Source organism: Nicoliella lavandulae, assembly GCF_037546185.1.
GTDB lineage: Bacteria > Bacillota > Bacilli > Lactobacillales > Lactobacillaceae > Nicoliella > Nicoliella lavandulae.
In genome coordinates this window covers 31,560-47,692 of the sequence record NZ_JAWMWH010000004.1, presented here as the reverse complement: position 1 = coordinate 47,692, position 16,133 = coordinate 31,560, and the positions used below count along the sequence as shown (strand labels likewise).

General features: G+C 33.5%; 14 protein-coding genes. 5 read left to right on the top strand and 9 right to left on the bottom strand.

Annotated elements, in window-relative coordinates:
• Positions 1–9: 9 nt before the first annotated feature.
• Entirely contained in the window at positions 10–621 is a 612-nt protein-coding gene (locus R4146_RS08890; protein ID WP_339961074.1) for a recombinase family protein, read from the bottom strand.
• A 101-nt stretch (positions 622–722) separates the two neighbouring features.
• On the opposite strand from R4146_RS08890, the gene R4146_RS08925 reads away from it, so the two are divergent.
• The gene (locus tag R4146_RS08925; protein WP_373695363.1) at positions 723–902 is read left to right on the top strand and encodes an IS3 family transposase; all 180 of its coding nucleotides are present in this window, start codon (positions 723–725) and stop codon (positions 900–902) included.
• Between the two features lie 344 nt (positions 903–1,246).
• On the opposite strand, the gene R4146_RS08885 is transcribed toward R4146_RS08925, so the two are convergent.
• From R4146_RS08885 to R4146_RS08865, 5 genes are all read right to left on the bottom strand, one after another.
• Positions 1,247–2,056 (bottom strand): IS3 family transposase, encoded by an 810-nt coding sequence (locus tag R4146_RS08885; RefSeq protein ID WP_339961076.1) that lies wholly within the window; start codon positions 2,054–2,056, stop codon positions 1,247–1,249.
• 2 nt (positions 2,057–2,058) lie between these two features.
• On the bottom strand, positions 2,059–2,319 hold the full coding sequence (locus R4146_RS08880; RefSeq protein ID WP_339961066.1) for a transposase: 261 nt from the start codon (positions 2,317–2,319) through the stop codon (positions 2,059–2,061).
• Between the two features lie 204 nt (positions 2,320–2,523).
• Positions 2,524–3,057, bottom strand: a complete 534-nt coding sequence (locus R4146_RS08875; RefSeq protein ID WP_339961073.1) for a hypothetical protein — start codon at positions 3,055–3,057, stop codon at positions 2,524–2,526.
• A gap of 1,111 nt (positions 3,058–4,168) precedes the next feature.
• Complete coding sequence (locus R4146_RS08870; protein WP_339961072.1) at positions 4,169–4,609, bottom strand: hypothetical protein; 441 nt, start codon at positions 4,607–4,609, stop codon at positions 4,169–4,171.
• Positions 4,610–4,620: 11 nt separating this feature from the next.
• Entirely contained in the window at positions 4,621–5,169 is a 549-nt protein-coding gene (locus R4146_RS08865) for a hypothetical protein (protein WP_339961071.1), read from the bottom strand.
• Positions 5,170–5,267: 98 nt separating this feature from the next.
• On the opposite strand from R4146_RS08865, the gene R4146_RS08860 reads away from it, so the two are divergent.
• Positions 5,268–6,107 (top strand): hypothetical protein, encoded by an 840-nt coding sequence (locus R4146_RS08860; RefSeq protein WP_339961070.1) that lies wholly within the window; start codon positions 5,268–5,270, stop codon positions 6,105–6,107.
• A 21-nt stretch (positions 6,108–6,128) separates the two neighbouring features.
• Here R4146_RS08860 and R4146_RS08855 read toward each other — a convergent pair whose 3' ends face one another.
• A complete protein-coding gene (locus tag R4146_RS08855) occupies positions 6,129–7,553 on the bottom strand; it encodes a plasmid recombination protein (RefSeq protein ID WP_339961069.1) in 1,425 nt (474 codons plus the stop codon).
• Positions 7,554–7,920: 367 nt separating this feature from the next.
• Positions 7,921–8,502 carry a recombinase family protein gene (locus tag R4146_RS08850; protein ID WP_339961068.1) on the bottom strand — a complete coding sequence of 194 codons (582 nt, stop codon included), beginning with the start codon at positions 8,500–8,502 and terminating at the stop codon, positions 7,921–7,923.
• Positions 8,503–8,989: 487 nt separating this feature from the next.
• On the opposite strand from R4146_RS08850, the gene R4146_RS08845 reads away from it, so the two are divergent.
• The 3 genes from R4146_RS08845 (at position 8,990) to R4146_RS08835 (ending at position 14,339) form a co-directional block, all read left to right on the top strand.
• Positions 8,990–9,499: a helix-turn-helix domain-containing protein gene (locus tag R4146_RS08845; protein WP_339959675.1), complete on the top strand. Its 510-nt coding sequence runs from the start codon at positions 8,990–8,992 to the stop codon at positions 9,497–9,499.
• Complete coding sequence (locus R4146_RS08840; RefSeq protein ID WP_339960653.1) at positions 9,463–10,365, top strand: IS3 family transposase; 903 nt, start codon at positions 9,463–9,465, stop codon at positions 10,363–10,365. The genes R4146_RS08845 and R4146_RS08840 overlap by 37 nt, the downstream gene beginning before the upstream one ends.
• 188 nt (positions 10,366–10,553) lie before the next feature.
• Positions 10,554–14,339, top strand: a complete 3,786-nt coding sequence (locus tag R4146_RS08835; RefSeq protein WP_339961067.1) for a mucin-binding protein — start codon at positions 10,554–10,556, stop codon at positions 14,337–14,339.
• A 983-nt stretch (positions 14,340–15,322) separates the two neighbouring features.
• On the opposite strand, the gene R4146_RS08830 is transcribed toward R4146_RS08835, so the two are convergent.
• Complete coding sequence (locus tag R4146_RS08830) at positions 15,323–16,132, bottom strand: IS3 family transposase (protein ID WP_339961076.1); 810 nt, start codon at positions 16,130–16,132, stop codon at positions 15,323–15,325.
• Between the last annotated feature and the right edge of the window lies 1 nt (position 16,133).

The window sequence follows — 16,133 nt, the reverse complement described above, 5'->3', positions numbered from 1 at the left end:
AGATAAGAATCAATTTTCATCATCAATTCGTTTTAAGATTCTGTACAGCTGTTGTCGACTTAAGCCATTATCGCGGGCTAATTGGGCCTTACTTTTGTAATTATTGCTCTGATAAGCGCGCTTGACATTCAAGTATACCAGTCTTCCTTCACGGTCCTTTGAATCAGGCATGAATTTAAACGGTCGGCCCTTATACACACCGCGTTTCTTGGCTTCAGCAATCCCTTGCCGTTGTCGTTCCCTAATTTTGCTTCTCTCATTTTCGGCAACGAAACTCATCAGATTAATCATCATATCCAACATAAATTTATCGACTAAATCGTTACCGCTGTTGGTCTGCGGTAGATCATCGCTAATCATTTTCACGCCTTTTCGCTTAAGTCGTTCCACAATGTCTCGAATGTCGTCATAATTTCGGCTCAAGCGATCTAGTGTCACCACTTCTACTACATCACCATCACGTACATAATCTAATAGCGCCTGTAGTCCCGGCCTTTCCATGTTCTTCCCACTAATTTTATCGGTAAAAATTTTATCAGCGGACACATCGATAGCCCTTTGCTTTTGTCTAGCTAAATTTTGGTCTTTGCTTGATACCCGTGCGTAAAATATTAATGCCACTTTTTATCACCCAATTTCCAATTAATTAAGTTACACTTAAATGTTACATTTACAACATAATTATATCACATAATTATGTTTGTCCGTTAGGGTACACTCATATGTTACATCATGACAATGCATTGATTGAAAATTTTCATTCGATGCTCAAACGAGAATGGGGATTTCACCAAAAATTTAGTTCATTAGCGCATGTGAAATTATCAATTAGCAAATATATTGAATGGTTCAATCATGAACGAATAAGCTATCGTGAGATAACACAGATGCAATTTAGTTAAAATTTTTTGTCCGGATTCTTGACATAGGAGCATTAAGTTTACTCACTATCTTATCCGATAATGTGTTTGTCGATTATTTTCCATCTTAATTAGCTTGATTTATCTTAATAATGATATTTCAATTTTCTGATGATGGAAAATGGTAAACTGATAAAAGCATTACATGTACTATGTCTCTTTAACATGATAAATATAGTTATAGCATCTTAAACAAATACATTTTACAAGATATTGTTTATGATTATATTTGATTAAAATATTGATTTTTATTTAACTCTAGTTTACCATAATATTGTTACATGAGAGGAAGTGAGTTGCTCCTATGTCAATAACTTGGACTAATTTTATGTAGTTTTGACCAAGCTAATTCTTTCATTGTTATACCATCTTACGTACCAATCAATACCTTCAATTGCCTCTTCTATGCTTTCAAACTTTGTTTGAAATACTAATTCACGTTTTAGCATTGAATGAAAGTTTTCAATGTAAGTATTGTCGTATGGATGACCTTTCAATGAATATGAATGCTTGATATTAAGTTTGTTTAATAACTTTTCAAATAAATCACTGGTATATTGACTTCCCATATCACTGTGTAAAAACATAGGTTTGCTAGTCTTTTTCACCGCTTTAAGCATAGTATTAGTTACTAACTCTGCAGTCATTTCATTACAAACCTGATGGGCAATAACCTTATGGTTATTAGGATTATAGACACTGGCTAAATAAACCCACTTGTGATTCGTTAGTGGAACATAGGTAATGTCAGCGCACCAAGCAGAACGCCAGTCCTGACGGACTAAGTTAGCACGCTGTTCATAATCATTATGGGTGGTTGGTTTGCGATATTTTTTGTTCATTACTGAATGAATTTTCATGGAATGCATTAGCTTCCAGACGGTTCTAGAGCTGACCTGTAATCCTTTATTTAAGAGGACTTGATGAATTCTGGGATACCCATAAACATAACGGCTTTGTTGCCAGGCAACTAAAATTTCTCGTTTTAAAATTAGATTATGATGATCACGTTTTGTTGGTTGATGATTAGTCCAATAATAATAGGTACTCTTAGGCATTTTAAAAGCTCTTAAAATGGTTGCTAAGCGGTGTCCATGTTCCAAACTATCTTTAATGAAGCCTAAGGCTTCATTAATTGTTAGCGCTTGCCAAGTAACACCGCGGCTCGTTTTAAAATTTCAAGTTCCTCTTGAGTCTCAGCTAACTTCTTTTCCATTTGAATATATTTTTCATATGAAATACTTTTACCATCAACATTAATCGTCTTGGCTTGCTTGATCCAACGATTGATTGTATTAGTAGAAATATTATAATCCTTAGCAAGTGAACTGATACTACGTCCTTGTTTTGCTAGTGCAATAATTGAATCTCTTAATTCTTTAGAATATGATTTTGGCATAATAAAAACTCCTTTAATAATAATTAAACCCGAAAGGGTACGACATAAAAATGGTCTATATTATTATCATAGGAGCATGCCAATATGGTGGGTTTATTTTTATTGCCTATGTATCTTCGGTTTGCTACTTTGAAAAATCGATTTTCTTGTATCACTTTCTGTATCGTTCGATGTATCGAGTATCGTAAGTTTTTACATGCGATACTACTTATTGGAACGCTTTAACCATGCGAATAAACCACTTTTTTTGATACCACCTCTTGTATCGACTGTATCACTTTTTGTATCGTTCGATGTATCGTGTGTATCGGATTCTGTATCGGGGTGATACTCAGAATCAATCATTATATTTTTCTTGAAAGTCCTAATACTTTCTAGTTCAAGTTGTTGTTGTTGATCGAACTGTTTATTTTGTTGGTCAATCGTACGCTGAAGACTTTCAACCTGTTTGTATAGCTGCTTAATTTCTCTATCTTGTCGACTTATTATGTTGTCTTTTAATTCAATTAGAGCAGTTTCAGTAGTATCAGATTTTGTATCGCTTTCTGTATCTTGCGATACACGATTTCCGGCAACATCTCGAAAATGGCTTAAAATTGCATTAGAAGACTTGTCATCAAAATATTGCACATTCTTATCAGTTCGCACGGGCTTGATATTATTCTTTTTTATGTATCTGTAGATTCTTAACTTGTTAATATCTAATTCTTCAGCAAGCTCAGGAACTGTCTTATCCATTGATTTAACCGCCTTTCTTATGAAACCCTACACAAGAACTATATTATAAATATATAAAAGTAACAATGCAGGATACCGCCCATTTAACAAAAAACTTTTTGATAATTCATTGTAGTATGTTATTCTTAACTTATAAATTGAATACGAAAACACGTAAAAAAGGCAATAAAAAAAGCCCTCAGCAATCTGCTAGGACTTGAGTTGCTTGTTAGTACTGCAAATACTAACTTACGTGATATCACGTTACTCTAACTAACTGATATCTTTGATGAAAAGAATTGGCGTTCTTTTCATTCAAAATTACAAGTTTATTCTATCATGGATACATAGTAATTACAAAAAAAGATATATACAATATATCACCCGATACATATGGGAGATAATTAATAACAATTAGTTAAGAGCCGTGAGATCACGTAAGATAAGTGATTCCATGGCTCTTTTTTAGTGTTAAAAGAATGACAATCTTTGTTATTGTATGTTGTATCACTCGATGTACTACTGATGTAAAATACGATAATTAAAATGAGGACGGTTACCTTTCTATTCGTCATAAAATGAACCCGTTGGCAGTGCGATACATTGTCCGCAGTTACAGACCATAGGCACGCCAAGCCTTGATCGTATGAAACGCCGATCTAAAAGAGTGGCAAAAGCTGACAAAGTCGGCTGGGAAGTCTAGGAAATGCTACATCATATCCATTATGCACGGTGGGTTTTAGGATTTTACCACGTTAAACTTTAAAATTCCGGCTTAGCAGGAATAAAATACGCGCTAAGGCATAATTGGAACAAGGGCTGGATGAGTTTAAACATGATGCTGTGAAGCTTTACTGAGCTATCAAATTTTGCGTTTATTGATAGTTGAGCAAAGCGATGTACAGACTTTTAAAGAGACATACTCTCTCGATAGTTATGGCCACCAACTAGGCTAACTATCGAGAGAGCTTCGCCGAGCTTGCGAGGCAAGCTCTTTCTTTATGGTCTTATTTTATTTAATTATTAGATTCTTTAATTTCCATGTTGCAAAATGCAATGTCTGGTGTTGCAAAATGCAATGCTAGTTATACTAATATATTTATATACATAATAATACAGTTAATACAGAGAACTAGGAAAGCGTATCAATACCAGTTCTATCTAAATCTAAATCACTATGCAATCTAGAAACAGTGTCGTTATTTTGATCCATTTTATTCAATTGGTCTGATAAACGATTATATTCGTTATTTAGGTTATTTTTAACGTTTTCAGATACTTTACCATTATTTACATACAAATAACTTTTAATTCGCTTAGAAAGCGATTTTTGAGCTTCTACTACATCTTTTAGATGTTTATCGGTATAAACTTTCGATTCCCTTACAGTAATTTCATGAGTTTTATTATATTTAACAATGCTAAGACTTACTAATAACACTAGAGTAAGCACGATTACTAAGATGATTGGAATAGGGTGAGTGTAATCTTCTTTATCGAGCCTATTTTGATCAGCAAATTTAATTTCAAAATCTTTTGGTAGTTTAGATTCTTTGTAGGCGTGAAAACCCATTAAAACACCTCCTAATGATTAAAAAGCCATACCAACGTAAATACGATTAAAACAGCTACTGCAATGGTTGGTAATGCTAATGCGATAAAAGTACTGATAATGGATTTAAAACGTGTGTAATAGGTCATTTTTTCCAATTTTTCAATCTTTTCGTCTATTTGATCTAATTTATCGAATAATTGTTTAGAACGTTGATTAAATAAGCGATATTCTTCGTTTGTATCTAGCAATAGCTTTTTGCGGATTTCAGAGTATTCAGTATCAGAACTTAATTGCTTGGCGTATTTTTCATAATAGCCATTAATATTTCTTTGATTCTCTGAATCAATCTCTTCTAATCTTTGCTTGATAAGGTCGTCCATTAGTTTTGTATCACTATAAATTTTGCTTTCCAGTTTATTTTTATAGCCACGGGTTACGTTTTCAATTTCTTTGCGAGCCTGTTGCTTTAATTCCATGATTTGCATGTCAACTGTGGGGACGTTTTTAACGTCTAAAACATTGCCATTAATTGCGTTTAAAAGTTCAGTTAAAATTTTTTTGTTATTAATGTCTTCCATTTCTAGGATTCCCCCCTAATTTTCTTGAAAATAATGTAATTGAGTGTTTAATGGATAAATATAATAAGCGATTAATTTTTAAAGGTGGTTAAGTATTTTTGAAAAGATGCGATTTGTATTGTGCATGGATAGAGTTTTGCGAAATCATAGCTGAAAATGAATTAGGAGTAACTAATCCAAATTTTTTGCACTACATGGAGTATAAGAAAAAATGTCTGGAATTTCCTGTAAACGTGAAAGTATCACCAGAAGTATATAAAAGAAAAGAATATATAACTGTAATAAAAAACATTGAAAGTTCTTTAAAAAGAGGAAAAGGTATATCAATGTATTTATCCAAAAGAGCTAAAAAATTAAAAAAAGATGGAATGTTTAATGACTTTGGAATAATTCATTTACATCTAAATAAAAAAATTGGGAATAAAGTAGTTGATATAGCTAAGGATAGCGGAACAACTTTACAAGTTTATTATAGTCAAGGAACAGTATATATTTTTAATTTTGGTAGGCATGGAAAGGGTGCATATACCAATCCAAAAGATCTTCAGAAATTATATGATAGATTTCCAGATGCACTAAGGAATAGACTACTTGAATCGAGTAAGATTGATGATGTTCAGAATATGAGTAGTGGGGATATATTTCATATAAGAAAACTAAATGGATTGGAAATGACTTATCTTAGGGGAAAGGATGGATCAACCTTAACAATAAGGCCCTACCTAATCACTTCTTTTACGAATGATAATGGACCTCTCGATTTAAGATTAAATACTTTTTTTAATAATTTAAAGCAAGATTGGGCAATGAAAGGTTATAAATCTGTTGATGTAGAAATAGATATTGAAAAAAAAGAATTTAGAATTATTGATAAAAAGAGCAATAAATTAATATTTAAACTCCATAATGATGTTTTTATAAACTATATGATTTATTAATTATCCTAAGCACTATGAGACTTATCTTCCTCCACGTTCTTGCTGTCTTCTGTATTCTTCCATTTCTCGTTCTTGTTCTCGTTTCTTTAGTTGATTAGCGTATCTTTCCGCACTTTCACGGCTACGCTGTTGCTCGTTATATATTTCGGTAAGTGGTCCTAATTTATCTTTAGCAAGCTTGGAAAGGCTACTCATGCTAGTGTTGTTAGTCTTTTTAGCTTGTTCGAAGTTCCCGATTTCAACGGCTTTACCAACTAATTTTTCTTTGTATTGATCGATACCTTTCTCATATTCGTTTAGCCTAGTTTGACGCTCATTTAAAGACTTTTCGACTTGTTTTAGGTTCTTTTCCCTTTGGGATATTTCTTGTTCACGCTTATCTAGTTGCTTTTGTCGGTCTTGCAATGATTTTTCCCATTTTTTAATTTTCTCAACGGTCATTTTTGCGTATTTTTGGACGATTTCCATTGCTGATTGGAATAAGTAGCTGGCAGATGTCATTTTATGCTCTTTAAATCCTTGCGCAGTCTGCACTTCATGGGGTTCTTGAACCTTTGCGGAAATAGGAACTTTGTGGGTTGGTTGGTGTCGTGCAATGAACTCGATAGCTCTATCCTTAGATTTAGACATTTCGGTTTCATGAAACTTTAGGATTTTGGCTTGGCGCTTATTTTCTTCGGTTTTATCGTCTAAACGCTCTTTGATTTTTTTGTAAGCGTCAAAGTCTTGGACATGCTCGTTGGTACGGGTTAGGGAGTAGTCTTTGCCTAACTTTTTGCTGACAGACGAAACTAATGCGTTATCTTCTTGTTCTCGAAACCAACTTAAAGCCTTTCGGGTGTCGGTAATACTTGATCCAGTTTGATATTGATATTCAGCTTTTAATGCTGCATTCAAACTCATACTAGGTTTGCCCTTAGCGGTTTTTCCAAGTGGTATCATTTGCATGTGAATGTGTGGCGTGGATTCATCAACATTGGTTGTATATCTTGCTACTTTGATGAATTGATGACGCTCATTAAAATGATCGGCATATTCTGCCATACCTTTACTTTCAGCTATTAATATATTTTTTACTTCATCGGGACTTTTTCCGTCCAAAAGCTCATCTTGATTTTGTTTATTTCCAAATGTAGCCACACCAGTTTTATCAAAACTGTTTGTTTTTTCTTTGGATTTTACAAACTCATTTACATTTTTAAACATCTTGCTAATGTGTCTACTTTTTTTCTGACTAGCATTATATTTTTCAAATTGATCCTGATAACGTTCTTTTTTAATTTGATTCAAATCATCAGAATTTAAAATTTCTTTTGTCTGATTAAATTGAGTTTTTTCATAGTCGATACTTTTGTTTGAATGGTTAATTTTTTTGTCATGTTCGACATGTTTTTTTACACCCGAAAATGATTGATTGGCGATATTCAAAGTAGCGGTTATTTTCATTTTTGCAGACCTCCCATACTAAACATAAATAAAATAATGCTTACTTGTTACGTAGGATTATAGCAGAATGTTGCGGTAAAATGATAGCCACTTATCAAATTCACCGCAAGCGGTGGAATTTACGTGGCTCTTGCAGAGAGCTAGTGGCACATAATTTATCCTCTGGGCTAAATTACGTGCCAGTAAAAATTTCAGTCTTTGGACTGAATTTTTACCAGTGCATTTTTTATTCTTATGAATAAAAAATCATATTCGCAATTTGAGAATTTCATTTCAAATTAGCTCATATTTTTTTATCTTCAGATAAAAAAATAGAACGAAATTCCTCAAGAAATTTCGTTCTAAGTTCAAAATCACATCTATCATTTTACTTTCCACTATCTTTAAAAATTGAATTTACATAGAAAACCGTTCTAACCGATATTCCAAATGCTTTTGCGGTCTCCTCAGCCGTGTGAGACTGCTTATATTCATAAATAGCTGGGTACTTGTCCTTATTCTTTCCTGTGAGACGCGTCCTACGTCCCTCTCGGTAATTAGGATTATGCTTTTTAGCATATTTTTTACCCTCTTGGGTTCGATTTACAATCATATCTCTTTCCATTTCAGCAACAGCTAATAAAACGGTTGTCGTAAACTTCCCAATTGATGAATTATCAATAAGCCCAAGATTTAAAATGTTGATCTTAATATTTTTATCTTGTAGTTCGTTAAGTACATTAAGTGCTTCTCTAGTATTTCTAGCTAATCTATCTAGTTTAGTAACTACTAAAGTATCGCCCGATTTTAAAGCGTCCAATAGTTTTTGAAATCCTACTCGGTCTGTACTAGTACCAGTGTATTTATCAGTGTAGATATTCTTTTTTAATACACCATTATCCCTAAGGCCTTGGACTTGATTATCTAGTGATTGACCTAAGGTGCTAACTCTTGCATATCCATATTGCATTAGGAAGTCTCCCTTTTTTGCATAAAATAGTTGCATAACATCAATACCACTATATCAATGTTATCTATATATGCAAGAAACTAATAAGTTATTTGCACATCATGTTTTTCTGGATCAATAATGGCATCTTTCATCGCGCACCAAACGCAGAATGATTTGATATTTAGGGCTATATTCATCAGAAAGGTCGCGAGCGTTAGCTCCGTCCTTAATCATAGGAGCAATATTCCAAAAATAATTTTAACTAGTATATTAAATTTTATTTTATAAAAACGAACCTTTTGTATTATAATCAAATGCAAAATGGCATTTATTAACAATTGTAATAAAAAAATAAACATATAGTCATCGATAATGATTGTTTAACATTTGTATAAATCTTTTAATATAGTAAAGTGTACTATGTAGTATTAAGTTATTTATGATCGTAATAAAGCATAAATGCACTGCACCCCAAAGTTTGTACAAAACTTTGGGGTGTTTTTTTGTGTCTAAATATAAAGTAGAAGATAAATTAAATGTAATTAACGCATACCTAAACGGTATGGGATCGCAAATGGTGGCTAGAAACTTTGGAGTTAAAAGTAGAAATACTGTTTTATGTTGGGTTAAGAGTTACAAAAAACATGGACTAAATGGTCTTAAAAAAAGAAAGAATATAATCGAATACTCTACCAAAGAGAAACAATATATATTAAACTGGATGAAAACGACTAAATCATCTTATCCAGAGGCAGCTTATCATTTTAATATTCCTTCTCCATCAACTATCTGGACTTGGGAAAAACGACTAGAGCAAAAAGGTATTGATGGTTTATTGTCCCGAAGGGAAAGAAAAGCCATGACAAAAAGGAAAACTAACAAAGCCGAATCAAACAATACTAATACCGATAAAGAAAAATTGAAGAAGATTGAAGAAGAAAATTTAATGTTGAGAATAGAGAATGACTTCTTAAAAAAATTGAGGGCCTTAGACGACGAAGAAGACCAGAAGTAATTATTAAAATAATCGACGAACTAAGGCTGAAATACCATACCACTAAAACATTAATACTAAAGGCATTAAGGATATCTAGAAGTACTTATTATTATATTAGATCAATCCAAAATAAGCCTGATAAGCACGCTGAAATCGCTAAAATTATCAAGGATATTAAAGATAAAAATAAATCCTACGGATATAGAAGAGTGTGTTTAGAATTAACTAATCGTGGATACCGTGTTAACCACAAACTAGTATTAAAGATAATGAAAAAGAATAATTTACTATCTTCATCATATTCAAGAAAAACACGTAAGTATAATTCCTATCGTGGTCAGGTTGGAAAACTTAAATCAAATCAATTAAATCGAAGATTTAATACTGACAGACCATATCAAAAGCTCTGTACTGATATCAGTGAATTCAGATATGGAAATTGTGATATTAATCATCGTATTTATCTTTCACCTATTATGGATTTATTTTCTGGTGAAATAATATCCTATAACATTAGCAGCCATCCAAATATGAACTGTGTTATGAAACCGTTGAAAGAAGTTATTCAATTAGTTAAGGATTTACCATACAGAACGACAATTCATAGTGATCAGGGAGCTCAGTATCAAAGTCATATCTGGCAAAAAGAGCTTAAGAAGAATAAGATATTTCAAAGTATGTCCCGTAAGGGGAATTGTATAGATAACTCACCTATGGAATCATTTTTCCATATTATGAAAGCTGAAATCATGGACTGTAATTATGACTTTAAAGAAGATTTAATGTCGTCAATGAAAATATGGATTGATTATTACAATAATCATCGTATTAAAACAAAACTAGGCGGAAAGTCACCGGTTCAATACCGGAAACTTTCCGCCTAGGAAAAACAATATAATAATGTACAACTTTTGGGGTGCACATCAAAATGACACTGAGTATAATTGAAATTGTTTATCATGTATTAATATAGGTGATAATCAATTAAAAAGGATATATTATTTTTATTTAGGAGGACTAATTAATGAAATATAATAAATTTCAGTTTCAAAAAACAAAAGATAGAAAAAAAATGAAAAAAGTAAAAAAAAGATGGGTAGTTATTTCATTATCTACTTTTGCTTTAATAGGTTTTTCCTCATTATCAATTTATAATAGCGAATATGTAAAAGCTGATAGTACTGCTGTTCAGAATGCTGAACCTAAGACAGATTTCAACAGTTCTACTAGTTCTAGCGCTTCTTCTAGTGCAGATAGTTCCAGTTCTACTAGTTCTAGCGCTTCTTCTAGTGCAGATAGTTCCAGTTCTACTAGTTCTAGCGCTTCTTCTAGTGCAGATAGTTCCAGTTCTACTAGTTCTAGCGCTTCCTCTAGTGCAGATAGTTCCAGTTCTACTAGTTCTAGCGCTTCCTCTAGTGCAGATAGTTCCAGTTCTACTAGTTCTAATTCTAGTAGTTCTGATAATTCAAGTTCAGACCTCTTATTATCTTTAGAAGATAGAATGGCGGCTGATAATCAAGAGTATAGTTATAAATCGTTGGTATCTCAGGGTGTTATTAAAACAAACAATATTTCATGGTCTAATAATGACGGATCACAGTTACCTACTGGATATATTGATCTATTACAGGGAAATAGTGACAAAGTGACTACACTATCCTTTACCATAAATTCTAATGACATATTAAAAGAGGGGGACACCATAAGGATTCCAGTTTCTACTAACTTAAATAATCAACCTGGGCCTTATAATTTTAATATCAATAATTTAAATCCAGTTATTTACGATAGCGAAACAAAGAGCGGAATTTCTAAGGGTGTTTATTATGACAGTGGTTCTCAATCAATAGTTGTCCCATTAAATGATAGTACTTACGACGCATCTAAAGGACATAATATTACACTAAGATTCCAAACGTCTGGTGGGCAAGTATTTCCAAAATCTGCTGGGAATGGTAGTGATTTGTCATTCAGTGAAACAGTCGGGGATCAAACTCATAACTATTCATGGGCTGCTAAACCAACTCAACCAAATTTCGTAGAGAATAATACCTTGGGAGTTATGAAGGATTATGTAACTAATATAAATGCTAATGGTGTCTCTGTTAGAACTAATTTATCTAACTCTGATGGAAATCCATTTACACTCGCGGTACCACTAAATAATGGTAACGACTATATTCAAACCATTGATGTAAAAGCATCTACTACTGAGAATGGCAACATTGTACCAGTTTACATTGAAGATGGTGGTGGATTTTGGAACTATGTTGCTGTTCCAAGTGGTTTTGGTCCTGCTACTGAATCACCTGGCTGGACTAGTGGTGCAGCTAATAATTGGGGAGGTATGTCCAACGCTAGTTCTAAAATTGCACAATGGATTAGTAAAGTAGATGGTACTCCACAAGCTAATCAATATTCAGTTACTAGGTTAGCTAATAATGAACTAAAAATAACTATTAATTACGGAAAGAGTCAGTCTGTAAAAATAACTAAATCACAATTTGAAACATTGATGAAATCGCAATATGCAACAGTGTCTGATAGTGTAATTCAAGCAATGGAAAATAAATATTGTGACAGTGATGGGAATATAACACTTCCTTATACTATATCTGCAAATAACAATATTATTAATCCTAATAATAATAAACAACAGGTAAGGTATGATGTTACTTTTTCTGATAATAAGGGGGTTTATGATACTAAAACACCTACTTATACTACAGGAATGTTACAAAATTCTGCCGATGGTCAAACTGCTGTAATTACTAGATATGTAGATGAACAAGGAAATCAAATTGCATCTGATAATTCTCAACTAGGTTATGCTAAAAATAATGATACTTTTTCTGCTGATAGTGTAGATATTGACCATTATACTCTAGATACAACTAAACTTCCTGAAGGAGCAACCGAATCTAGCGACGGTAAGTACAGTGTCAAAGGTGTATTCCCACAATCTGATACTACGTATACTTATGTATACAAAGCTTCTACTGATTCTGTTAATGTAAAATATGTTTTAGATAAGGATGGAAATGTTAATACTAATAATGATTGGACTCCGATAGATAATGGTAATGATGATGTAACCGTTACTGGTCTTTATGGACAAACTTTTTATACATCAGCAAAAGATTATTCTGACAAAAATTACTATCTAGTTCAAGTTATAAATGGTCCTACAGGAACATTCACAGATAATAATCCAGACGTTACCTATGTATATGCTAGTTATAGATCATTTAATGTTAAATATATTGATCAAGATGATAATAATAATGTCATTGAAGATGATAGCATCAATAACGGTAAATATAACCAAAAGTCAACTTATAGTACAAGTTCAGAAATTAAAAATTGGGAAAACAAAGGTTATCAACTTGTTTCAGATGGGTACCCTTCTGATTATACGTTTGGATCCGATAATAATGAAACTTTCAATGTTATTTTAAAACATGAAACTAAAACGGTAACTCCTGATAATCCTGGTAACGTAGATCCAACCACGTTATCTAAAACCGTTACGCGGACTATTCAATATGTTGATGCTGACACTAACAATACGGTTTCACCTACAGTTACTCAGAACGTCAAGTTCACTAGAACTGCTACAGTAGATAGTGTAACTGGTAAAGTCGTTTCTTATGGGGATTGGACTGCAGATAATAATAGTCAATGGGCTGCAGTAACTTCACCTGATCTAAGTAGTAAGGGTTATAAGACACCAAGTTCAGTAGCGGCTAAGGACGTAACGGTTGATACATCTAGTGATAATGAAGTGGTTAAGTATGCTCATGATACAACCACTAATACTGCTACTGATCCTGGGAATGTTGATCCAAGTGAGTTGTCCAAGACAGTTACTCGTACGATCAACTACGTTGATAGTTCAACTAATCAAACGTTGGCTCCTGAAGTAACACAAAATGTTCACTTCACACGAACAGCAACGGTAGATAAGGTGACAGGTAAGGTCATTAGTTATAGTAATTGGATAGCAGATAATAATAGTCAATGGGCAGCTGTAACAGCCCCAGATTTAAGTAGTAAGGGGTATAAGACACCAAGTTCAGTAGCGGCTAAGGACGTAACGGTTGATACATCTAGTGATAATGAAGTGGTTAAGTACTCTAAGACAATAAACAGTGGTGCTTCAAGCAGTGCTAGTTCTAGTGCTTCAAGCAGCGCTAGTTCCAGTGCTTCAAATAGCGCTAGTTCCAGTGCTTCAAGTAGCGCTAGTTCCAGTGCTTCAAGCAGTGCTGGCTCCAGTGCTTCAAGCAGTGCTAACTCCAGTGCTTCAAGTAGCGCTAGTTCCAGTGCTTCAAGCAGTGCTGGCTCCAGTGCTTCAAGTAGCGCTAGTTCCAGTGCTTCAAGCAGTGCTGGCTCCAGTGCTTCAAGCAGTGCTGGCTCCAGTGCTTCAAGTAGCGCTAGTTCCAGTGCTTCAAGCAGCGCTAGTTCCAGTGCTTCAAATAGCGCTAGTTCCAGTGCTTCAAGCAGTGCTAGTTCCAGTGCTTCAAGCAGTGCTAACTCCAGTGCTTCAAGTAGCGCTAGTTCCAGTGCTTCAAGCAGCGCTAGTTCCAGTGCTTCAAATAGCGCTAGTTCCAGTGCTTCAAGCAGTGCTAGTTCCAGTGCTTCAAGCAGTGCTAACTCCAGTGCTTCAAGTAGCGCTAGTTCCAGTGCTTCAAGCAGTGCTGGCTCCAGTGCTTCAAGTAGCGCTAGTTCCAGTGCTTCAAGCAAGCAGCTACCACAAACTGGAGAATCAAATGAAAGTATGTACACACTATTAGGTATGTTAATGATTATGATTAGTGGACTACTTTCATTATTAGAATTTAAGCATCATAAAAAGTAATGAATTTATTAATATAAACTCACTAATATAGAAGGTGGAGATAAATCCCGACGGGTCTTGTCCTCACCTTTTTAGTTTGTCCTAAAATGGTAATGAATCATAGTTTTGAAGTGCAATGAGAAAGTTAGACATTGCATTAAATTTTAATATTGAATACAGACCTAAGGTATTATGTCTGTATTCAATATGAGTCAAGCCTTTAATTTTACTTTAAATGGTTAAACCAATTAACATATTAGAGATAATCTGTCTTAAATCATTGATATTATTGATATTTTGTCGGTTTATACATTCTTTTTTGAGAAAATTAAACCAACTCTCAATTGGAGCATTGTCATGACAGTCTCACTTACGATAGAAGACATCGACTGAGTTAAATTAAGAATTTTTAACATGTATTGATAACTTTTATTTTAATAATGTCAACCTTGATTATAGTGAATAATACATCTAATCCCATTAGGAACAATACTACTAAATGAAGTCAGTCATAGTAATTAGATTTAGATACTTTAAGTTCTTTTAAAACTTCATAGCTGCAACAACCATTAATGAGCTGCGGTTTAATCGATTCAAATATTTATTTCCGTTGTTTGCTTTCTAATGCTGGGCAAAAATTATCTCGGCTGATTTTAAAATATCATTTTCCCGCTTTAAAGCTAGTAACTGTTTTTAAGATATTTGCATATATAGATAAACAAAAAAAATAAGACCCACAATGAGCCTTATACTTTTTAATGCTATAATTAACTAGATGAGATAAACTCATCCATCTATATTTAAAGGTTGTGATGCTTTTGTCCAAGTTTTTGGATCAACACCTTGTTGGTAGCTATTGCAGTAGCTAATTGTTCGGGTGCCAGTAACGACACCACCAACAAAGAACAATTCTGTTGTTACTAGTTATTACAAAGTTATTGTATCTCAATTTAAAATTAGATGCAATAAACCTGCTGCTCCTATGTCAATAACTTGGACTAATTTTATGTAGTTTTGACCAAGCTAATTCTTTCATTGTTATACCATCTTACGTACCAATCAATACCTTCAATTGCCTCTTCTATGCTTTCAAACTTTGTTTGAAATACTAATTCACGTTTTAGCATTGAATGAAAGTTTTCAATGTAAGTATTGTCGTATGGATGACCTTTCAATGAATATGAATGCTTGATATTAAGTTTGTTTAATAACTTTTCAAATAAATCACTGGTATATTGACTTCCCATATCACTGTGTAAAAACATAGGTTTGCTAGTCTTTTTCACCGCTTTAAGCATAGTATTAGTTACTAACTCTGCAGTCATTTCATTACAAACCTGATGGGCAATAACCTTATGGTTATTAGGATTATAGACACTGGCTAAATAAACCCACTTGTGATTCGTTAGTGGAACATAGGTAATGTCAGCGCACCAAGCAGAACGCCAGTCCTGACGGACTAAGTTAGCACGCTGTTCATAATCATTATGGGTGGTTGGTTTGCGATATTTTTTGTTCATTACTGAATGAATTTTCATGGAATGCATTAGCTTCCAGACGGTTCTAGAGCTGACCTGTAATCCTTTATTTAAGAGGACTTGATGAATTCTGGGATACCCATAAACATAACGGCTTTGTTGCCAGGCAACTAAAATTTCTCGTTTTAAAATTAGATTATGATGATCACGTTTTGTTGGTTGATGATTAGTCCAATAATAATAGGTACTCTTAGGCATTTTAAAAGCTCTTAAAATGGTTGCTAAGCGGTGTCCATGTTCCAAACTATCTTTAATGAAGCCTAAGGCTTCATTAATT

Coding starts and splice junctions, on each gene's coding strand:
- R4146_RS08925 (WP_373695363.1), top strand. CDS start 723: ATGTTACATCATGACAATGCATTGATTGAAAATTTTCATTCGATGCTC.
- R4146_RS08880 (WP_339961066.1), bottom strand. CDS start 2,319: ATGCCAAAATCATATTCTAAAGAATTAAGAGATTCAATTATTGCACTA.
- R4146_RS08875 (WP_339961073.1), bottom strand. CDS start 3,057: ATGGATAAGACAGTTCCTGAGCTTGCTGAAGAATTAGATATTAACAAG.
- R4146_RS08870 (WP_339961072.1), bottom strand. CDS start 4,609: ATGGGTTTTCACGCCTACAAAGAATCTAAACTACCAAAAGATTTTGAA.
- R4146_RS08865 (WP_339961071.1), bottom strand. CDS start 5,169: ATGGAAGACATTAATAACAAAAAAATTTTAACTGAACTTTTAAACGCA.
- R4146_RS08855 (WP_339961069.1), bottom strand. CDS start 7,553: ATGAAAATAACCGCTACTTTGAATATCGCCAATCAATCATTTTCGGGT.
- R4146_RS08850 (WP_339961068.1), bottom strand. CDS start 8,502: ATGCAATATGGATATGCAAGAGTTAGCACCTTAGGTCAATCACTAGAT.
- R4146_RS08835 (WP_339961067.1), top strand. CDS start 10,554: ATGAAAAAAGTAAAAAAAAGATGGGTAGTTATTTCATTATCTACTTTT.